The organism is Pseudomonas sp. PARCl1 (assembly GCF_947311875.1).
Classification (GTDB): Bacteria; Pseudomonadota; Gammaproteobacteria; order Pseudomonadales; family Pseudomonadaceae; genus Aquipseudomonas; species Aquipseudomonas juntendi.
The window spans coordinates 26390-46041 of sequence record NZ_CAMZMX010000003.1; the positions used below are offsets into that span (position 1 = coordinate 26390).

Annotated in this window: 19 protein-coding genes and 2 pseudogenes; 9 read left to right on the forward strand and 12 right to left on the reverse strand. The window is 55.5% G+C overall.

The window, feature by feature from the left end; genetic code table 11:
• Positions 1-98: 98 nt before the first annotated feature.
• Positions 99-461 carry a YceK/YidQ family lipoprotein gene (locus QME24_RS02375; protein WP_054904109.1) on the forward strand — a complete coding sequence of 121 codons (363 nt, stop codon included), beginning with the start codon at positions 99-101 and terminating at the stop codon, positions 459-461.
• A 59-nt stretch (positions 462-520) separates the two neighbouring features.
• Here the strand turns inward: QME24_RS02375 and QME24_RS02380 are convergent, their stop codons facing one another.
• From QME24_RS02380 to QME24_RS02395, 4 genes and pseudogenes are all read right to left on the reverse strand, one after another.
• Positions 521-784 (reverse strand): hypothetical protein, encoded by a 264-nt coding sequence (locus QME24_RS02380; RefSeq protein WP_009685869.1) that lies wholly within the window; start codon positions 782-784, stop codon positions 521-523.
• A gap of 157 nt (positions 785-941) precedes the next feature.
• Positions 942-1634, reverse strand: coding sequence for a lipopolysaccharide kinase InaA family protein (locus QME24_RS02385; protein ID WP_223809599.1), 693 nt, complete (start codon positions 1632-1634; stop codon positions 942-944).
• 402 nt (positions 1635-2036) lie between these two features.
• Positions 2037-2723, reverse strand: coding sequence for a hypothetical protein (locus tag QME24_RS02390; RefSeq protein WP_341791288.1), 687 nt, complete (start codon positions 2721-2723; stop codon positions 2037-2039).
• A 21-nt stretch (positions 2724-2744) separates the two neighbouring features.
• A pseudogene (locus QME24_RS02395) lies at positions 2745-2948 on the reverse strand (glycoside hydrolase); the annotation flags it as partial.
• A gap of 327 nt (positions 2949-3275) precedes the next feature.
• Between QME24_RS02395 and QME24_RS02400 the strand changes: the two are divergent.
• The 3 genes and pseudogenes from QME24_RS02400 to QME24_RS02410 form a co-directional block, all read left to right on the forward strand.
• Positions 3276-3524: pseudogene (locus QME24_RS02400) on the forward strand (site-specific integrase); the annotation flags it as partial.
• A 319-nt stretch (positions 3525-3843) separates the two neighbouring features.
• Positions 3844-5208: a site-specific integrase gene (locus tag QME24_RS02405; protein ID WP_064590676.1), complete on the forward strand. Its 1365-nt coding sequence runs from the start codon at positions 3844-3846 to the stop codon at positions 5206-5208.
• A gap of 126 nt (positions 5209-5334) precedes the next feature.
• On the forward strand, positions 5335-6330 hold the full coding sequence (locus QME24_RS02410; protein ID WP_148661755.1) for a hypothetical protein: 996 nt from the start codon (positions 5335-5337) through the stop codon (positions 6328-6330).
• Positions 6331-6523: 193 nt separating this feature from the next.
• Here the strand turns inward: QME24_RS02410 and QME24_RS02415 are convergent, their stop codons facing one another.
• From QME24_RS02415 to QME24_RS02430, 4 genes are all read right to left on the reverse strand, one after another.
• Entirely contained in the window at positions 6524-8002 is a 1479-nt protein-coding gene (locus QME24_RS02415) for a YfjI family protein (RefSeq protein WP_281690738.1), read from the reverse strand.
• Positions 8003-8005: 3 nt separating this feature from the next.
• Positions 8006-8263 (reverse strand): AlpA family phage regulatory protein, encoded by a 258-nt coding sequence (locus QME24_RS02420; RefSeq protein WP_281690739.1) that lies wholly within the window; start codon positions 8261-8263, stop codon positions 8006-8008.
• Between the two features lie 313 nt (positions 8264-8576).
• Positions 8577-9023, reverse strand: a complete 447-nt coding sequence (locus QME24_RS24735; RefSeq protein WP_311295122.1) for a helix-turn-helix domain-containing protein — start codon at positions 9021-9023, stop codon at positions 8577-8579.
• A gap of 82 nt (positions 9024-9105) precedes the next feature.
• Positions 9106-9798 carry an inovirus-type Gp2 protein gene (locus QME24_RS02430; protein WP_064590685.1) on the reverse strand — a complete coding sequence of 231 codons (693 nt, stop codon included), beginning with the start codon at positions 9796-9798 and terminating at the stop codon, positions 9106-9108.
• Positions 9799-10495: 697 nt separating this feature from the next.
• On the opposite strand from QME24_RS02430, the gene QME24_RS02435 reads away from it, so the two are divergent.
• The 5 genes from QME24_RS02435 to QME24_RS02455 all read left to right on the forward strand — a co-directional run bounded on the left by QME24_RS02435 (position 10496) and on the right by QME24_RS02455 (position 14479).
• Positions 10496-10825, forward strand: a complete 330-nt coding sequence (locus tag QME24_RS02435) for a hypothetical protein (RefSeq protein ID WP_064590696.1) — start codon at positions 10496-10498, stop codon at positions 10823-10825.
• Positions 10826-10896: 71 nt separating this feature from the next.
• A complete protein-coding gene (locus tag QME24_RS02440; RefSeq protein WP_064590699.1) occupies positions 10897-11865 on the forward strand; it encodes a DUF932 domain-containing protein in 969 nt (322 codons plus the stop codon).
• A gap of 75 nt (positions 11866-11940) precedes the next feature.
• Positions 11941-12945 (forward strand): lambda-exonuclease family protein, encoded by a 1005-nt coding sequence (locus QME24_RS02445; protein ID WP_064590702.1) that lies wholly within the window; start codon positions 11941-11943, stop codon positions 12943-12945.
• A gap of 76 nt (positions 12946-13021) precedes the next feature.
• Complete coding sequence (locus QME24_RS02450; RefSeq protein ID WP_064590705.1) at positions 13022-13936, forward strand: hypothetical protein; 915 nt, start codon at positions 13022-13024, stop codon at positions 13934-13936.
• Between the two features lie 45 nt (positions 13937-13981).
• Entirely contained in the window at positions 13982-14479 is a 498-nt protein-coding gene (locus QME24_RS02455) for a JAB domain-containing protein (protein ID WP_064590708.1), read from the forward strand.
• 337 nt (positions 14480-14816) lie between these two features.
• On the opposite strand, the gene QME24_RS02460 is transcribed toward QME24_RS02455, so the two are convergent.
• From QME24_RS02460 to QME24_RS02475, 4 genes are read right to left on the reverse strand one after another with little or no spacing between them, the layout of a single operon-like run.
• Complete coding sequence (locus tag QME24_RS02460; RefSeq protein ID WP_064590712.1) at positions 14817-15485, reverse strand: OmpA family protein; 669 nt, start codon at positions 15483-15485, stop codon at positions 14817-14819.
• An 11-nt stretch (positions 15486-15496) separates the two neighbouring features.
• Positions 15497-17446 (reverse strand): hypothetical protein, encoded by a 1950-nt coding sequence (locus tag QME24_RS02465; RefSeq protein ID WP_064590715.1) that lies wholly within the window; start codon positions 17444-17446, stop codon positions 15497-15499.
• On the reverse strand, positions 17443-18714 hold the full coding sequence (locus tag QME24_RS02470) for a hypothetical protein (protein ID WP_064590718.1): 1272 nt from the start codon (positions 18712-18714) through the stop codon (positions 17443-17445). Before QME24_RS02470 ends, QME24_RS02465 begins: the two co-directional genes overlap by 4 nt.
• 21 nt (positions 18715-18735) lie before the next feature.
• Positions 18736-19578, reverse strand: coding sequence for an ATP-binding protein (locus tag QME24_RS02475; RefSeq protein ID WP_281690740.1), 843 nt, complete (start codon positions 19576-19578; stop codon positions 18736-18738).
• Between the last annotated feature and the right edge of the window lie 74 nt (positions 19579-19652).

Here is a 19652-nt window from a genome sequence, read left to right on the forward strand (position 1 = left end):
GCGTCAGAAACGAACGAGGTATGATCACTAACCTTGTACGTGCAAGCGACGAATAGAGCTGATGCACAATGGCTGGCCATTGCAGAGGAGACAGCATCATGAGGCCATGGATCGGGATCATCATCGCAGCAGCGATAAGCGGATGTGGAACCGTGCGTACGGTATCGAATGAGTCAAAGGCAGTGGGCGATCTGGCTGAGTGGAACTCCTATTGCCCAGCCATTCCACGGATGTATAGCGGTGTAGCCTACCAATTTTGCAATTTGACTGGCCCTGAAAGAACTGGAGCCCATTCAGATCCGTACCAGATTCTGGTCGATATGGCGATGTCGGGCATTGTGGACACCGTTATGCTGCCCTACACCAGTTACCAGCAATTCAAACTCGGCAATATGGTTGTGCCAAGCATAAGCCCACAAATGCCCCAGGCACCGGCTCAAACCAGCCTTGTGCAGGAGTGAGCGGTGCGCCAGGCGAACGGCCGCAGTACACCACTGCGGCCGTCTCGACGCTGAATAGATCACGATCTGCCGCGGATGGCCTCGAGGCGATCCCGACCAGCCTGTGTGATGGCGTTCTCCCCTTCATCGCTGATGCGATACCGGCCAGACGCCATCTTGGCGATTGTGAACTGGACCAGACCGCTTTCGGATAGGGCTTCGCCCGCTTCGAAGCTCATCGCCTGTTCCAGGTCGAAGATTTTGATTTCTCCGATTTTGTAGCGGGCGAAAGCTACCAGAGCGTTATCCAATGCTTGTTGGCTGATCTTTCGAGCGACTTCCATTCGACCTCCCAGGTCATGAGAGTCCCGGTCCGTGGGATTGGCGACAACGCACCGGGGGGGGTTGTTGAAGGCGGACCGTACTATGCAACCAGGGAAGTCGCTACTGGCTTTCCATCCATGCTGGATGGGTGGGCAGGTCATGGAGCACAACGGGCTGTCAAAGCAATACATCGGCTTTTGTGCCGAACGAATGCCTGTAGCCCCGACAGAACGCCCCCCACTCTTCGCCATCCCAGCCTGACCGACGCTTGACCTGCCGCAAGTCATGGCGGGCGGCCTGTTTGGCGCTGAAGCGCTTTCTGGCCTTTTCCAGGTCTAGCAAGGCGACAGCCACGCCTGGCGCCCTGAAATCGACGAAGACATGTTTCAGATACAGGCAACCGTGCTGCCACTTTCCAAGATTCAGCTTGCCAAGTGCTCGGCCATAGGCTTCAAGAATTTCGAGATAGCGATGATGCCCTAGCGTTTTTTCCAGCTGCCGGGCACGGAAGTCTTCGAGCGACACGTAGCCCTCCAGCGCCGCCGTGACCATCACGGCCTGCCACTCTCCCTGGTGTTTATGAATATGGCTGTACACAAGCTCGGGCGTACCAACCCCCAGCGCTGTAGCAGCACGCACAGCCTTTGCCTCGCGTGCAACGGTTGGGTGGCCGAAAGGGTGACGCAGGCTTCGATAGACATGCCCGACCTGCTGCTTTTTATAGAACGTCAGCCCACCCAGCTCTACCCGCAACACACCGCTCTCACCTCCCCTGCGGACATTAGGCGGCTCTACCCAAACGCCCGGAGCGTTGAGAACATCTGCCAGCAGTAACTCGCCAAGCTTCACATCGGTCGGATTTGCAGTCACGGAACACCTTAACGCCTGGCGCCAATTTGGCTGAAATATCTTGATAACAACAGTGAAAGTATATGGAAATCGAAGGGAAATCAGGGTGGCAGAACTGACACAACACCTATCCATTCGGCCAACACTTACGAGCTGCGGCTGGAGAGCTCGTGGCCTGTGCAGCATGCGCTTGCTTGCGAGCGATGAAGCCAGACCAGGCCCTGGAGGTTCGATCGCGGCCAAATCACATCGTTCAGGTGGCGTGCCTATCCGACCTTGCGTGGCGACCGGACCGCAAAGCGGTCGCCAGCTCTTCAACGCCGTTCAGCAATCCCAGACTCAAGAAAAAATCAGCATTTCTGACAGAAATTCCCTTTCGCTCCCACCCCCGCCAAACACCACCAAACCAACCTTGCTGCAGCTTCACGGCTTCATCAGCGGCTCGATGCCGATCCATTTCTTCACCGGGTGATAACACAACTGCAGTGGCGGAATCGCCACTGTGCGCCCCTGCACCTGCAAGCTGCCCAGGTGAATGGTCCACTTGGAGTCAGCGTTCAGCTTGTCCGTCTGGAAGATTACATACGCCGAGCCGTAGCGCTTGTTGTTGGTGAGCTTGGGAATCATCCGGTGCACTTCATCGCTGTTGATGTCGTACGGGCACGGCCTGGCAGCCCGCTCATTCACTGAGGGATAGTCGTAGACATCGTTGAGGCCCACGTACACCTCGGGCCGCGCATTCAGGCGCGAGCCGTCTTCGAAAATGATGTAGGCCTGGCGGCTGTCGTACAGCACCGGAATCGGCGGTTCACCATGTTTTGAGTCGGTGGACGGGCGCTGGCGGTCCTTGTTGTAGGCGATCATCTGCACGAAAAATTCTGGCCGCGGGTATTCCTCGCCTGGGTACTGCACGTGCAGGCCTTGCTCGTAACGCTTTTCACCCCACTGTGCCGCGTGGTCGTAGAGGTAGGTTTCCAGGTAGAGCGTGGTTTCGCCCTGCGGGCCTGGCACTTTGAACTGGAACTCGGATTCGCAAAGGTCCGCGTAGGCGGCGCGTTCGCGTTTCCAAGGGAGGCACGCGGTGAGTGAGGCTGTGGCCAGCAACAGCAGGAGGGAGGTGGCGCGCTTGAGGTTGGTGACCGGCTTGCCGTTTATGGGAAAAGTCAGCTTGCGGCGCGGGTGATCGGCATAGCCTTGAAACAGCCCACCGCCGTACAGCACGTTGTAGCCATCATCACTGCCTTTGACGGTAGAGGTGCCTTCTGAAAAGGCGATCAGATCCAGAAACCGGAGCACATTCGCGCCTCCGGCCTGGGATTCGGTGAGTCTGGCCATGGTTCTCCAAGCAAAAAGAAGCCCGCACTTGGCGGGCATGAATGTGTCTTTTAGGCTGCTAAATCGTCAAATCTGCATTGACTTATGTGCGAGGCAGGATATGAAAAAAGGATTGTTGGTACTTGGGTTTGGGATCTGTTTGCTAAGCGGTTGCTCTCATTTCTCCAATAGCACTTATGGGAGCCCTACCCGCGCACACAATATCGCGTGCGATGACACCCCGCCGAATCAACCTGGTTGTTACAACCGCCAGTACCAAGAAGGCATTCTCAACAAGCTGGTTGATTCCTTTAGCGAAGGACGTTGATGCCTGCTCTATAGTTGATCTTGCGGCCGGCACACCCTGGGTTCGCTTCGATCAGGGTCCACGACTTGAAGCACACTTTCGGCAGACGCCTGAAAGCAGCTGGTGTAACAGAGGAAGATCGGAAGTCGCTACTTGGTCACAAGAACGGAAGCGTGATCAGTCACTATTCTGGCGCGGAGCTGGGGCAGTTGATAGAGGCGGCAAACAAAGTTTCAGCGACGGACTCGCGTGGGCCGGTACTGACCATTTTGAAGAGGAGGCAGGCGTAAAAACCTGAGAAGTCACGCAAAAGTCACGCACATGAAAAAGGCCATCCCTTTCGGAAATGGCCTAAGTCACTGAAATATATGGTCGGGACGGAGTGATTCGAACACTCGACCCCTTGCACCCCATAAAGGTAAATACCCATCCTATCTGATTCAACCTCATCCGAAGCATAATGCTCAAACCCCTGTTTTACTGGATTTTATCCATTCTACTGTCCAAAATAGCCCACAGCTGTTCGAGGAAAGCCGATCTCAATTGGCAACGAATTGGCAACCAGAGAATCTCAATTGGCAACCAATTGGCAACGGAAAAACTAACCAAATGGCCAAGATTACAGACCGACAAATGACCGCCAAACCCGGGGCCAGTGACAAGTGGCTCAGTGAAGTTGCCATCTGGGGGCATGGCAGCCTGGTCGCTCGCATCACCACCAGCGGAGAACGCCTCTTTTATTTCCGTTACGCGAACAGCATCGGTGAACGTATCACCTATCCCATCGGCACCTACAGCCGTGAGGGGCTTGAGGGAACCATGACCCTGGCCGAAGCTGGCCAACGTGCGAAGGAACTTGCTGGCCTGCACAAGGCAGGAGTTCGGGATATCCGGGAGCATTTTGAAGCTGAAGAGGCCGCGCGCGTGGCCACCCGGGACGCCGAGCTCGCTCGCCTAGCAGCAGAAAAAGCAGCCGCAGAAGCGGAGCAAGCCCGACAGGCCGCAAGAAAAAGCGTCTCCGAGCTATTCGAACACTGGGCCACCGTCGACCTAATCAACCGCAAGGATGGTGGAGCAGAGGTTCGCCGCATGTTTGAAAAGGACGTTTTGCCATTGTTAGGCAAAATAGCCGTAGCAGACGTAAAAAAAGGGCACATCACCGAAGTGACCGATGCCCTTCTCGCTCGCGGCGTCAACCGTATGGCCAAGCTGATCCTTAGCCTGATGCGACAAATGTTTCGGTTCGCAGTAGATCGAGACCTGATTGAGCACGATCCGACTGCCAGCATCCGTAAGGCCAAGATTGGCGGCAAGGAAGTCGAACGCGACCGAGTGCTGAGCGATGATGAGATCCGCGCCCTAGCCCTGCTCACTCCTGAAGCCGGCCTACTCCCGTCCACCGAAGCTGCAATCTGGGTTGCCCTCTCCACCTGCTGCCGCATTGGAGAACTGCTCAATGCACGCTGGGAGCACCTTGATCTCGCCAGAGGCATTTGGCTCATACCGGCAGAGAACAGCAAAAACGGAAAAGCCCACAGCATCACGCTCTCTTCATTTGCCATCCGGCAGTTCAAAAAAATCAGAGTACTTAACAGTCACTCCGCTTGGTGCTACCCCAACACGGAAGACAGCGGCCCGGTCTGTTCCAAGACCGTAACCAAGCAACTTGGCGACAGGCAGCGCCAGCCTGATCAGGGAGTGATGAGTAATCGTAGCGCCAAAGCACAAGCCCTCTTGTTGAGCGGAGGGAAATGGACCCCGCATGATCTGAGGCGCACCGGCGCCACTATCATGACTGCCTTGGGAGTACTTCCTGAAGTAGCAGAACGGTGCCTGAATCACACTGAAGAAAACAAGGTTAAACGCACCTATCAGCGTCATAGCTATACAAAAGAGATGGCTGACGCTTGGCACAAGCTTGGACTACATTTGGACCAAATGGTCTCAGAGACTCTCGTCACCGCATCTTTATAAGATATTGTTGCACCCGTATAGTCCACAGAACCTGCAAGAGACGACTTTAGCAACAGACGTTCGATCTCACCTCTCATGCTGGCCCCACTACACTGAGGCCCCATTCGAACAATGAGGAGTATAAGCTTGTCTTTCCGGAATGAGCGTGGACCAAAGCCAGATATGCGTACAGCGACGATATTACTCGCCCAAGCTGAAAACGTCGAAAAGCAGGTACGTGATCTGCAGAAGATCGCTTTGCCTGCACACCAACAACACGCGCAGTGGTTGTATGAAAGGATGGAAAGCCTAGAGATCCAACCTTCGCAAGATCAACAAATCGAGCTGACTATCCGACAAGGTAAACATGCGATTGACGAGCAATTATCCAAGCATTCCGAGATAGCTTTACGCCAAGCAGTCTATGTGAAATATATTTATAAAAATCATTTCATCCCAATAAGTTCCCTAGAAGCCGCTGCAACTGATCATATCCTGCAGAAGATGATCAATGCCCTGATGCTATCCAATCGCCACTTGGCGATGCTCGAAGCACTCAAAAATCTGGAAAGCAAGCACTACAGCAATCGAGCAAGCGCCGGGGGACAGGGCAAGAATCAGCAGCCCTCTAATAGCATGAAATCACTGCTTCTTGAATCCATGATCCGAGGCATGATATATAACGACCCTAAATTTAAAAAATTGGATAAAACCGTAGCTGCCGACGAAATGGCAACACGCATTTTCAAAGCCAACAAAGAATACCAAATGTTAGACATCACCAACCTCGAAGACTTAAAATTCCAGGTTCGCAATGTCCTGTTTGATATTACTCGCACTGTCACCCGAGGCAGTCAGCGACAAGCGGATCGAGAACAATTAGGATACTCGCTGCGCCATTCGTTTCCCAAGCAGGATACGGAAGAGTCACGCCAGATGGATCTAGATGCCGCACGCACCCTGGGGCGTATTGAAGGCGTGCGAGCAACATTAGCTCTGCAACTTAAACAGCGCTTTGGGGAATTGCCGAAATCAGCAATTGAAAAGCTGGAGGCTACAAACGACATGGATCAACTGCAAACCTGCGCAGAGCAGCTAGCAGAGGTCCGATCGCTGGATGACGTCATCCAGAAACTCCAGTGAACGAAATTCACCTATAATGAAACGCCATCCTAACGGGTGGCGCTCTCGACTTACACGAAACGGCAAAACTTACAACACACCTGCAAGAAACCGAGCCTTTCAGGCTAATCATCATAATCGAGACCTCAAAACAAACTTATACCTCGACATCTATCCTGATCTCGACACAACATCACGAAGGACCCATACACCCCTAAATTGAAGACTTGTAAGGAGAGATAATAGTCCTAGGAGAAAAGTTACTCATCGAATACTCAGGAAAAATATCGAGACATGTAACATTTCCAAGCTTTGACAGCAAAACCTTACCCTGCGTCGAGAGTACCTCAATGGCCGAATCTAACCGCTTTACTTTTCGTAACTTCCCAGGCCCCTTTTGCAGTATGATATTCTTTGCTACAAATCTATCACCTGCCTCACGCCTTACTTGTAGCCAGTCATCCAACTCTTGTGCGTCGATCTCTTCCTGAGGCAGCGATGTAAACAGACGCAGAAACTCGCCAGAGTACCAAAAGCACACATCAGCAGCAGCATCCAAGGTCTCCAGAGCTATATCACCACTCCCTCTCTCAAAGAAATGAAACAGGGCAGCCACCCTTGCAATATTGTCTGCCAACTTTGACGCATGATCACCCATACCAAAAAACCTTCCTCCCGGCCCAATACCCGACTCAATCGCATTGAAAATTTCTATCCATTTTTGAGCCGCCGCCTGAGAAAACCTAATCACTAACCTGGACCTAGCCGGATCCATCAAGAATCCAACACTTTCTTTAAGTATCTCCCCAATGCGCTCAGAGAATTTCTCGCAACAATTCCAAGTGACCACCCCTCCACCAATCAATCTAGTTCCCTGGGTCGATCTTGGATTGCAAACCAAAAACCTAGCCCACAAACCAGATCCCCGTGATATCTCTCCATTCTTTTCCATATAACTCAAGAAAGTTTTTTCTTGAACCATTATCGATACCGTCAGACGAGCTCTTAGCTCGTAGCTTTCAGACGATACTCGATCAACAGTTATTGCATCCCCACTCCACAAGGCATTCTGCTTCGACAAATCATTAAATGCCTTGCCACTCAACACTCCCCCACCCTCACTAGAAATTAGCCCTGCTGCAGGAATGTTCTGATATAACCCCAAAAACAAAGCCTCTGAGGTAGCATCTTCGTAGATTAACTTAAAACGTCTAGGCTTGACCGGCTCATTACCCATATGCGCCATAAATATCTGATATTCGTCACCTTCCTCTTCATCACCTGAACGAAGTATTTCCTTCAACATGGCCTTCCGGCGAGCCTCCCAGACTGACCATTTCGCATTCCATTCAGAAAGCTTCTTAAGATAAATCAAATCCTTTTCATCCTGAAAATTGCGAACTCCTCTAAGAAATATATTCTCCGCCGTAGACTTCCTCTCTCCAGAGTTCGCAATCGTCAGCAGCATCAGCGATGCTGGAACTATTTGTCCATTCGGCTTACAAACATCAATCAAACCTTGAGAAGCTGTAGCGATCGCCGTCAGAGCAGATGAAAAAACGAGTGCCCTCGGGGCCTTTATATGCCCTTCCGCCTCATCCACCGCACTCACTATCACCGGTAAAGACATATACCTTGGAAAGCCCCCCTCCAAAGCAGAGCCCCCCCAAGACCCAAAGCTAGAGAAACTCATAAATCAAACACCTTCAGAGATCACGACAAAATCTTCCTGGCCTCTTTGAGACCTAGATCCAATCCACCGATATATATCTTCCTCAACCCAACCCACCGCAAACCTCCCCAACTTAATTGGCTTTGGGAATGTACTATCGTATCTAGGCGACATTGGATTTAGTCGGTCATAAATTGTCGATCTACTCAGCCCAATGCACTCTCGCAACTGCCGAATGCGTAAAATTCTTAATGTTGATTTACCACTACTTTCGTTGCCCATCACCACGCCCTCTTCAGTTGCGAACTCAATAGGGAAGGACTCTACAGCCCGTGCCACTAGGAGTCGTCAGGGATGCTAAATGGGTTTTCCAAAGCTAAGCAGATGTATTGACATTTTAGAAACACTGCGATCTAGAAATTGTCATCCTAGTAGCTTGTCCCCACCCCACCGGATTTAGCCGGGACCACTGCAGCTGCTATTCCTGCTATTAGTAGCAGGAATAGCAGTCTTGCTTGCCGTTCAGATCCCTTCCGTCCTTCGGAACCCAGTCGCCCCATAGCCAGGAAAAACGTTGACTCTCAGTCAGAACGACTCAGGGGGCCACTGATTGCCGGTCGATCCACAACTGCAGTAAGGCTTTTCCAGGCCCAGTGGGATGACGTCGCCCCTGCTCCCAGTCCTGCAGCGTGCGAGCGCTGACCCCCAAATGCGCAGCGAGCTCTTGCTGGGTTAGCCTCAAGCGTTGGCGCAAGCAACATGCAAGCCTGATGATGCTTGAGTCTGGCGTGACTCCGTGACACATCTTTGGCCGTTTATGCGGGAAGATCTCCGAGACTTCGAAATTAGACGAAGCAGCTCCAGCTAAAGGTAATGTGTAATTTGACTCCGGCGCTGTATTTACCCTCGCATGCCATGGGAGAGGAGCAGCCCGGACAGATGGAGATGAACTCTCCGGTTCATACCGAAGCTCCTGGCACTGTTGTTCATACTCAGGATGTTCGGCAAGAAATTTACGACGCCAATAATCGCTGTAGCTCATACGAAAGACTCCTATCTAGTGAGTTATAGTGCGGCAATGCCGGACCATACAATAGGTAAATTGAACAGGTATGCCGCAGCACTCAGATTCGGCTGGTAGTGAACACAGCAAAGCCTTGCCCTAACTCTTGCGCCTTGCTGTACGTCTTGCACAAGTAGCTCATAGCGTAGACAACCGGCCTGAGCGAGTCAGGAAAGCGTCGATCCAAGCACTGGTAAACCCGCCCACTTAGTTTGTCTTGGCAGGCATGTACTAGCCCTGACATCTCGTATTCAGAACAACCAATTGCCCAGGCCCAAGCACGCACGACGCGATGAAACAAGTTGTTCCTACTATAAGTACCGTCGTCGCTAGGCCCGTAGTTACCTAGGCCCCCGATGGCGTCGTAGTTGAGCAGCAACATGACGTGGTAATGCGGTGCTTGACTGCTGTTACGCTCTCGACACCAGATGTAGCGGATATCAGTCGTGTACTTTGTACTCGCCCAGGTCAGCTCTTTACTTAGATGGTAGAAGAAGCGACTCATCACCTCATTGCTGACGAGCGCATCTGACGGCATCAGGCCGACGGGGTAACGCAAGTCTACCCTACAGACCAAGGTACGGGCCTGTACCGAGAGACAGCTTTGCAAAGTTTCAAGTCCACGCTCCAGGTAGTTTTCAATCAAAGGACCGTGTGTCAGCTGCTGCTGCACAGCGAAACCACGATACTCGTTGCCGTAGTGTAGTTTGAGTTTAGTATTGATTGGGTGACGCTTCGGTTGATGATGAAACATAGTTAATTTCCTGTCGGCCGTATATGGAGGACTCACCGGCAGGCACACGGGACCAGGTGCACTCAAGCACCTTGTTTCGACTTATACGCCTGGACTATCAACACGTTGACTTGCAGTCAACACTGCACATTGTTCCTGCAATTTATGGCAGATCTGTATTGCAAACAAATAACATGATAGCGCTCTATTGGTGAACGATATCTATTACGGTAGAATCCATAGCAACCACATTAATTACTGGTTACTGCATCGATACTTATTAGACGCATACTACTTAAACCGTAACAGTAGCGATGCCGCACATGCAAAAAACCCAAGGAATAGACCTCATTAGAAACCCACCCCCAGGATAACAGCAAGAAAACTCAAACAATAAAACCCAAAAAGATTCCATTTTCATTAAAAGCAAAAGCCGTATGAGCCGACAGGCGTGTGCCGCCTGCAAAATTAAGTCATGTAGACACCTCATACCACCAACACGTAAAAACTTACGACACTGCCGTATTAATGTCACCACGAGGACTTTAAAGGGCAGTTATAAACGGCTCTGCCGTACATAGACGATCCGATACGAGCTGAATCAAAAAAATCTCAGATCTATATCACCTCTGTGAACGCCCCACAGTATCAAATGCCGTCGGGAATTTGGCGTGCCAGCTCTTGGCTAAGCACGCTCATCACTTGAGAGGATCTGGATATGTATACCCCTTGCCCAAGCTGCAATTCGGGACGAATCATCACGAAAAATATCGGTAAACAAACAGGCGGATTAATCGGTGCTGCAGGCGGTGCCGCCAGTGGTGCTGCCGGTGCCCTATCGGGCGCCGAAGCCGGCGCGCTACTGGGAGTTGTCGGTGGGCCGGTGGGCATTGCTATCGGCAGCATCGCCGGGGCGATTTTGGGTGGCCTGTTTGGCGGGGTCGCGGGCGGCATTGCCGGGGCCACGCTGGGTGAGCAGCTCGATGACAAGATCCTGGCTAATTATCAATGCCTGGTGTGTGGCTACAGCTTCAGCGTCAACCGTTAAGCCGTTGTGAACAGGCGTCGCTTGTTGATGAAACGACGCTATTTCCCACTTCTTCGTAAGGAATAATTCTCATGGCTCATCTCGTTGAACAAATGGCTTACGTTGGCGCTACCCCTTGGCATGGCCTGGGTAACCACCTGCCCCGCAAACAACCTATTGAGGTCTGGCAGCGTGAAGCCGGCATGGACTGGCAGATTCTGGAAAGCCCAGTCCACTTCAAGTCGGACGCGGTCGGCCACCTGGGTGCCATACACTCCTTCCCTAAGCAGAAGGTGCTCTACCGTTCCGACAGCAAGGCTCCTCTGTCGGTGGTCTCGCAGCGCTATCACACGGTGCAACCGCGAGAGGTTCTGGAGTTCTACCGCGATCTCACCGAAGTCTCCGGCTACGAGTTGGAAACGGCCGGCGTGCTCAAGGGCGGGCGCAAGTTCTGGGCACTGGCGCGTACCGGGCAAGGTACAGAGCTGAAGGACAACGACCAGGTCAACGGCTACCTCCTGCTGGCCACCTCCTGTGATGGCACCTTGGCCACCACAGCAACGCCAACCACCGTCCGCGTGGTGTGCAACAACACCCTGACCATCGCCCTGGATGGCAGCAGTCGCGCCATCAAAGTACCGCACAACACTCGCTTTGACCCAAAGACAGTGAAGAGGCAACTGGGCATCGCCGTCTCGCAATGGGACGAGTTTATGTACCGCATGCGCGCACTGTCCGAGCGCAAGGTGCAGTGGCATGAGGCATTGGGTTACTTCATGAACGTGATGTGTGAAACCAGCCCGACCGGCGCTCTGCCGGAGCAACTGCCCAACGAGCGCGCCCTACGCAAGGTCCAGGAACTGTACGAGGGCCGCGGTCGCGGCAGCCAACTGGACTCAGCACGCGGCACTGCTTGGGGCCTGCTCAATGCCGTGACCGAGTACGTCGACCACGAGCGCCGTGCCCGCAGTAACGAGTACCGCCTGGACTCGGCATGGTTCGGTCAGGGAGCACAGATCAAACAACGCGCCCTGGATGCCGCTCTGCAACTCGCCGCCTAACCCTTACTTACCTCACCCCTTGCGCCCGGTCAGCCATGTGCTGGTCGGGCGTTTTTATACCAGCAGGTAAAAACGATGAAAGCAACGTCATTGAATAGCAGCACCTGCCAGAAACGCCCCGCCCTGCGCCTGGTCAGCACCAAGGAGCTGCCCCGCGAGGACTGGTTGCAGATCCGCAAGCAAGGCATCGGCAGTTCGGATGCTGCCGCTGCGGTGGGTCTGAATCCCTACAAATCGCAGCTGGAGCTATGGCTGGAGAAGACCGGTCGCGATGCCAGCATGCCCAAGGTCGATCCTCACGATGAGGAAAGCCCGCTGTACTGGGGCAATGTGCTGGAGCCTATCGTGGCCTGGCATTACAGCAAGCGCAGCCTGCACAAGGTCCGACGGATCAACGCGGTGCTGCAGCATCCCGATCCGGCGCTGCCCTGGATGCTCGCCAATATCGACCGCGAGGTGATCGGTACCGACGATGTGCAGATCCTAGAGTGCAAGACTGCCGGCATAAACGGGGCACGCCTCTGGAAAGAGGGCGTGCCCGAATATGTGCAACTGCAAGTCATGCACCAGCTTGCAGTTACTGGCAAACATGCCGCTGATGTGGCGGTGCTGCTCGGTGGCCAGCATCTGGAAATCCATCGCATCACACGCGACGAGGAGCTGATTACGCGGCTGATTGACCTAGAACGGCTGTTCTGGGACTACGTCGTCAGTGACACCCCGCCACCGGCCGATGGCACAGCGTCTGCGGAAGCGGCTTTGCGCTGCCTCTATCCCGAGGATAACGGACAGACCCTGGACTTCAGCCAGCACACGGAACTGTCCAGCACCTTTCTTGAACTCAAATCTGTTCGTCAGAACATTGCTCAGCAAGAAACACGTGAGGCACAGCTTAAGCAAGTTCTGCAGCAGGCCTTGGGGGAAGCCACCCGTGCAGAGTTTGCCGAGGGCTACATCAGCTGGAAGCAGTCCAAGGACAGTATTGGTCTGGATGTCGAACAGATGCTCAAAGACAAGCCGTACCTGCAGGCCCGCTATCCCAAGACCAACGCAGGCAGCCGTCGCTTCCTGATCGGCTGAAACCGTCTGCTCACCCTAGCCACCGGACCGTTCACGTCCCGGTGGCTTTTTTATTTTCAGATCAAGGAGCACCACCATGCTCAAAGGTTTAGCCATCACTCCGCCGGTACTCGGGCGCATTTCCATCGGTAAGGTCGTCGAGAAAAACGGCAAGCGTCTGCCTGAGAAAGATGATCAGTTCACCATCACCTCGCAAGTCCAGAGCCGTGACGGCTGGTTAATGCATCCACTCAATGAGGAACTGCGCAATGGCCAGGATGGCAAGCTACGCAGCATTCCCATCCGATTGCTGTTCAACGAACCGGACCTCAACTTTCGCGCGGACTACAGCCTGTTCGACCGTACCACCGGCAGGCCGTTGTGCGTCGGCAACGGTGAAACGTGTAAGCGCTTGACCAAGGACGGCATCCAGTCGCTGCCCTGCCCTTCACCTGATGGCTGCTCACTGGCCCAAGGCAATGCCTGCAAGCCTTACGGTCGGCTGAACGTGGTGATTGGCGATGACGACCCACTGGGCAGTTTTGTGTTCCGCACCACCGGATTCAACAGCATTCGCACCCTAGCAGCGCGTCTGCATTACCTGCAAGCCATCTCTGGCAATCGCCTGGCCTGTCTGCCCCTGGAGCTGCGTCTGCGCGGTAAATCCACGCGGCAGAGCCATGGCACGCCGATCTTCTACGTCGATATCACAGTGCGCAGTGGACTGCCCCTAGAAGACGCCTTGCTCGCCGCCAAGCAACTGGGGGAAGCCCGACAAGCCTCGGGCTTTGACCAAAGCGCCTTGGACCACGCGGCCCGACAGGGTTTTAACAATGGAGCCTTTGAAGACAGCGAGGAGGACACCGGCGCCATTGTCGAAGAGTTCTTTCCCTCTACTGAAGACCCACCCAGCAACGCAGCCCCCCAGCTGACAGCGTCTTCAAAGCCCTCACTGGCTCAGAAGTTGGAGACTCAGTCTATCGGGCACAGCACGAGGCCTTCAGTCCAATAACGCTTTTTTCAACCTCCCCAGCATGCCTCGTCCAGGAGTACCGTCATGAAATATCACAAGCTCAAAGCCGGTGAAGCGAGCGGCACCTACGTCATGGAATCACCCGTCACCGAAGCCGACATCCTGCAGATGGCGCAACAACTGGCCATGAGTCGCCTATCTAAAGGCCGGGCCCTGACTGAGCCGAAGCAGGTCTTCAGCCACCTGCAAACACTGTTGCAGTACCATGAGTATGAGGTCTTCGCTCTGCTGCTGCTCGATTCCAAACACCGGATTATAGGCTTTAGAGAGCTGTTCAGAGGCACCCTGGATGGGGCTAGCGTGTACCCGCAAGAAGTGGTCAAGATCGCCTTGGAACACAACGCCGCGGCCCTCATTATGATTCACAATGATCCCTCCGGAGACCCGGAGCCCAGCCAAGCGGATCGCACGCTTACCACCGTCCTCAAAAACGCTTTAGACATGGTCGGCACCCGAATATTGGATCATGTGGTGGTGGGTCATAAAGGCTGCGTGTCATTGGTCGAACAGAGCTATCTATAGAAACCTTCTTTATCATTCTCCATTCATCCGATGGCCTGCACCAGACCTTGGTCGGTGTGGCCCATCGACATCAGTTGCTGCCGCTTCAGGAGAGGTGTCATAAGCATCATTCACCTTTCTTTTTTTTGCTATTTGCCTTGTCGGCATTCTAGCAGCCTGTGCTGCCGCCGGGCTTATAGGGGGGGTCATACTTCGCACTCTGCTACTGATTGCCCTGCTGCTAGCCCGCTGGATGTTCGGTAGGCTAGAGAAATGCCTGACAATGTCGCCTCAGTGCTGCACTTATCCTAACAGCAGACCTGGGCGGGAGATTTTCGCCGCCGCCCCGGTTTGTCCTTTATTTTACTAAGCTGAGTTCGGACTTTGGCTCATCTGGTGTGATCCAGCGGACTTCGATGCGGCGCTGCTGGGCGTCCTCCGGCGCGATACCGGGTATGGGCTGTGAGTCACCATAACCGGCCACCACCACACGTCTCGCCGTAGCAGGATCGAGATTACCAACGATCAGCTTGCGCGCTTCACGAGCACGAGCGGCGGAGAGAGTGAAGTTGTCGTCGTAGACCGTACAATTGGCTTCGAAGTTGGTCACTGGACGCAGCACCGGTAGGTTGTCGGTATGGCCTTCTATGTAGACCTGAGCACCACGGAACTGCGCCAGAAACTGCGTGACCGCCGCTTCGATGCTTTGGAAGGCTTCGCGGGACTGTTCAGTGATGCAGGCACTGCCGCGACCGAATACACCGTCGCGCAACGTCAGCTTCTGCGCCTCCAGGTCCAGTGCCACCAGGCCGGCACCGGCGGTGCCTTTGAGCGAGTCCTGCAAGGCCCCGAGCAAGTGCTCGACCTTCTGCCGCTGGCTGGCACTGCTCTGGGCCTGTTCCTGTTGGTACTTGAGGTCCGAGTAACTCTTCTGTAGCACCGCCATCACCAACAGCAACATGACCACTGCCATGACTCCGGCCATCAGGTCGGCAATTGACACCCATTCATTCGGTTTGTCTTTCATCGCCCGTCACCTCACAAGGCCGTTTCGATCTGCACCGCAGTCGGCTGCGCACGGTCGAGGACATGGAGCTGGGCAATGATCTCGCGAAGTGACTGGCTAATCTCACCGCCGGTGTGGCGCTGCTGGTTGTGCTGGACAACGTTGCTCAGCACTTCCAGGTTCTGATCGATCTCTTGCAGACTGCGACCGATCATGTCGACCCGCGCGGCCAGTGCATCCACAGCCGGTTGCAGCGGGCTGCTGTGTTGCATCGTCATCAGCTGTGCGACCAGCCCCTTGATTTCGCTGGCGGCCAGCTCGGCCTGTTGAGTGACCCCTTCGTAGCGACTGTCGAGGGCGACCATGCGCCGGCCGCTTTCGGAAACGGCCTTGAGGCCCGAGAGGATTTTTTCACGCAGGTCGCCCACCAGGTGGGTCATGCCTTCGACGTTGACTTGCAGGGTTTCACTGGAACCCTGGAAGCTGGCATGGGCATTACGTTGCAGGTTCAGCGATTCCTCGTTGGACTTCTTCATGCCCTCCATGGTCTGGCCTACGTTGTTCGACAGGCTGTTGACCGCCGAGGAAATGCCCAGCGTGGCTTCGGACAGGCTGGCGGACATCTGCGTCATGTTGTCGGTGAAGCTGCTGCCCATCAGGCCAATGGTCTCGCCCAGGTCTTGCTTGAGATGACCCAGCACGCCGGCGACACCCTCCTTGAAGTCAGCAATGGCTTGCTGCAGGTCACCTGCCGAGGCGCCGATGGTGCCCGCGGCGCTGGCCATCTGTTCAGCCGCGCCGGAAATGGCTGCAAGGTTGCGGCTGTTACTGTCGATCAAGTGTTCCATGGCCTGGCGCGTGGCTCGACCATCTTCAAGCTGTTGCTGGTTCTGCTCGCCGTGCTCCTGCAGTCGGGCATCGATGGCGCCCAGTGCAGTCAGCGTCTTCTCGCCGGTGCTGTTCAACGTGTGCAGCGCCGGGAGGGCACTTGCCAGTGTCTTGCCGCTCGCTTGCTGGGCCTGCAGGACGTCCTGCCGGACCTGGTTGCCGGCCTGGGCTTCCTGTACCAGGGCTTGCCTGGTCTGGTTGCCGGCCTGGGTTTCCTCTACCAGGGCCTGCCTGATCTGGTTTGCGGCCAACTGATCCTTCTGCAGTTTCTGCAGATTCTGATTGCCAGTCTGTTGCTCCTGCAGCAGCCCCTGCAACGTCTGGTTGCCGGCTTGCTGTTCCTCCAGCGACGCTTTCAGGGGCAGCAGCAAGGCGTCGATGCTGGAGCGGTTGTCCGCGAGCGCCTGCTGGGTCGTGGCGGCGTAGTGCTTGAACAGGCGTGCCTGCAGCTCCAGCAACTGCCGTTGACTCTCGTTCTGAGCGGCAAGGTTCTGATCAAGCCGGCCCAAGGTTTCGAGCAGCGTCGCCTGCGCTTGCTGGCGTTCGCCCTGGCGTTGCAGGCGGCTGCTGTCGAAGGCCTGCTTCATCTGCCCGACACACCAGCGCAGGCGCCGCTCTTCGTATCCGTTGCTGGCGGCATAGGCTTTGAGCAGCAGGAAGGCGAGGATGCCCCAGGTCGAGGTCTTAAACTTGGTACCCAGGCCTTCCATCATGCCCATGAGGTTGGTCATGGCATTGTCCATGCCGCCCCCGGCACTGGCTTCGACCAGAATCGTCGAGGCCTTGTTCAAAGCGATGCCCAGGCCCAGGAAGGTACCCAGCAGGCCGAGGATCAACAGGATCCCGGGCATGAACTCGATCATTTTTTCGCCGGGGCTGGCCACCGCGGCACTGATCTCGTTCACTGAGCCGTGCTCCACGTCCAGGTCGTCCTGGCCGCCGCCGTTCCACTTGCGTTCCCAGGTCTGTTCCCGTGCCCCGCGCTTCAACGCAATCACGGTCACCAGCGAAAGGATTCCGATCAGCCCGGCGAACAACAGTTGTAGCGGGTCTGCTGATGGCAGCAGAAAGGTGAGGATCTCCTGAAAATTCACGCTGCCACCTCGACCAGGCGGCTGGCACGTTCACGGCTGGCTTCTTCGAAGATGTTGGCGAAATCGATGATCAGGCTCTGTTCGTCTTCGGTCAGCTCTTCCCAGCGTTTGCCATGCTGGGCACAGTCGATGATGATCATGCCGACCTCCTGGCTGTCGGTCAGCAGGTACGCATCGTCGGCGAAGTCTTCGGGCGCTTTCTCGAGCACCTGCAGGAACCCCTCAGCGGCGTAGACATAGTTGCGCATTTCCTGGTTGCGCTTGCGCAGTTGATCCATCTGCGCCTTGAGGGCCGGCAGACGGGCCTGGATATCGGCCAGCGCGGCCTTCTCTTCGGCAGAAGGTTCGCCGAGGTTCTGGCTGATCTTCAGCTGGCGCTCCTGAACCTGCAGCTTGGCCACCGACTCACTGAGGGTTTTCCAGTCCTTCTCCTGCTGCTCCAGGTTGCAACCCCAGGCCATGATCAGCTCTTCGAACACGAACGGAATCAGCTTTTTGCCGAAACGTGCGGCGATCACTTCATCCAGGCGCACCGCCTGGGCATCGCTGACCTGAGGTTTGGCCTTGAGCAGCTCTGAGGCGATCTCGACCAGGAACAGATCGTCACGATTGATCGCGTCCAGGTCCTGGGCGTGAATCAGTCGCTGCTCAGTGTCCTTGAGCAGTTTTTGCGAGGCGCGCAGGCGCAGGTAGTGGTCGAAATCGCTGATGTTGTTGTTTTCCAGCACCTGCTTGATACGCGTGCTCAGCTGGGCGTACTGGGTGATCAGGGTTGCCAGGTCCAGGGCACGGCCAGCTTCGCCGCGCACGTCCTCGCGGGCTTCGCGCAGCACTTCCTCGTGGGTCGCCGCCTGCGCCATTTCTTCATCGTTCAAGACCACGTCGCGCAAGATTTTGGCCTTGGCGATGGCCCACTCGACGGCAGCCTTGACCTGCTTGGCCAGTGCGGTCTTTTCCCAGTTCAGCAACGCCTCCAGGGCCTTGTCGAAAGCCCGGATGGCCGTGGCCACCCAAGGGAAGGTCGGCAAGGCGACGGTTGCCCATTCGGCGGCGATCTTCAGCGCCGGCCTTACGACCGTGGCGATGAAGGGCTTGACCTTGTTCCACACCTCCTTGACCTTGCCGACAAAGGATTCGGCCTTGGTCGCCATCCAGTCCAGTGCATCCCTGGCCTTCTCACGTACGGTATCGTACGTGGTGCGCACCACCTCTACCGCCGCCGCACCGACGCTCTTGATGGCGCTCCAGCAATCCGAAAAAAAACCCATTGTTCAGTCCTCGTGATGTCGTCAGTCGATACCCAGCAGGGCCTTAGCCCGCTTGGCATCCTTGGTGGCGTGGGTGGTGTGGGTGGCGACCTGCCGCTGGGCGGTCTGTACTTCGTCGATGGCCAGCTGGATATGGGCCATCTGCAACTGGGCCGGGCTGCCTTGCTGCTCAGCCGTCAGCAAGGCCTTGGGCAGCGCCAGGCGCATGCAGGTGCGGATCTCTCGACCCGACAGCCCTTCCGATTGCATGGCCGCCTCGGTCAACAGCAGATCGCGCGGCGAGCCCAGGGGAATCTGCTCGACCAGAAAGCGCGACCACAGCTGCTCGCGGGCAGCCAGGTCGGGCAGACTGAACTCGATGTGATAGCCGATGCGACTGCGAAACGCTTCATCGTAGTTGCCGGCAAAATTGGTGGCGAAGACCACAATCCCTTCATACCGCTCGAGCTCGATCAGTAGTGTCGAGCGCATGGCATTGACCTCGTTGTCGACCCCCTGGGTGACCGAAGACAGGCGCTTGCCGAGCAAGGTATCGGCTTCATCGAAGAACAACAGCGCGCCGGTCTCGGTCGCCTGAGCGAACGCTGCCTGGATATTGCGCGCGGTGTCGCCCATGAACTTGCTTTCCAGTTCAGCAATTCCCAGCGCCATGAACGGCAACCCGAGCTGACCGGCCAGGGCCTCGGCGCACAGGGTTTTTCCGGTACCGGGCGGGCCATAGAAGTTGAGGATGGCGGTCATGCCCATCGGGTCGACGGCAGCGAAGCCCCAGTCCTGGTAGATCGTGCGATGAAAGCGCAGGCGCGCCAAACACTCGTCCAGTTGCAGACGTGTCCTGGCCGACAGCACCAGATCATCGTTCAACGTGAAACGTGTTGGCCTGAGCGTGAAGGTCGGGGCGTTAATAGCGGGATCGGCCACGCGTGGTGGCGCCGGAT

What these genes read in the sequence shown, in the direction of transcription:
- QME24_RS02375 (WP_054904109.1), top strand. Translation starts at nt 99, where the DNA reads ATGAGGCCATGGATCGGGATCATCATCGCAGCAGCGATAAGCGGATGT.
- QME24_RS02380 (WP_009685869.1), bottom strand. Translation starts at nt 784, where the DNA reads ATGGAAGTCGCTCGAAAGATCAGCCAACAAGCATTGGATAACGCTCTG.
- QME24_RS02405 (WP_064590676.1), top strand. Translation starts at nt 3,844, where the DNA reads ATGGCCAAGATTACAGACCGACAAATGACCGCCAAACCCGGGGCCAGT.
- QME24_RS02415 (WP_281690738.1), bottom strand. Translation starts at nt 8,002, where the DNA reads ATGAGTTTCTCTAGCTTTGGGTCTTGGGGGGGCTCTGCTTTGGAGGGG.
- QME24_RS02420 (WP_281690739.1), bottom strand. Translation starts at nt 8,263, where the DNA reads ATGGGCAACGAAAGTAGTGGTAAATCAACATTAAGAATTTTACGCATT.
- QME24_RS24735 (WP_311295122.1), bottom strand. Translation starts at nt 9,023, where the DNA reads ATGAGCTACAGCGATTATTGGCGTCGTAAATTTCTTGCCGAACATCCT.
- QME24_RS02430 (WP_064590685.1), bottom strand. Translation starts at nt 9,798, where the DNA reads ATGTTTCATCATCAACCGAAGCGTCACCCAATCAATACTAAACTCAAA.
- QME24_RS02435 (WP_064590696.1), top strand. Translation starts at nt 10,496, where the DNA reads ATGTATACCCCTTGCCCAAGCTGCAATTCGGGACGAATCATCACGAAA.
- QME24_RS02440 (WP_064590699.1), top strand. Translation starts at nt 10,897, where the DNA reads ATGGCTCATCTCGTTGAACAAATGGCTTACGTTGGCGCTACCCCTTGG.
- QME24_RS02445 (WP_064590702.1), top strand. Translation starts at nt 11,941, where the DNA reads ATGAAAGCAACGTCATTGAATAGCAGCACCTGCCAGAAACGCCCCGCC.
- QME24_RS02450 (WP_064590705.1), top strand. Translation starts at nt 13,022, where the DNA reads ATGCTCAAAGGTTTAGCCATCACTCCGCCGGTACTCGGGCGCATTTCC.
- QME24_RS02455 (WP_064590708.1), top strand. Translation starts at nt 13,982, where the DNA reads ATGAAATATCACAAGCTCAAAGCCGGTGAAGCGAGCGGCACCTACGTC.
- QME24_RS02460 (WP_064590712.1), bottom strand. Translation starts at nt 15,485, where the DNA reads ATGAAAGACAAACCGAATGAATGGGTGTCAATTGCCGACCTGATGGCC.
- QME24_RS02470 (WP_064590718.1), bottom strand. Translation starts at nt 18,714, where the DNA reads ATGGGTTTTTTTTCGGATTGCTGGAGCGCCATCAAGAGCGTCGGTGCG.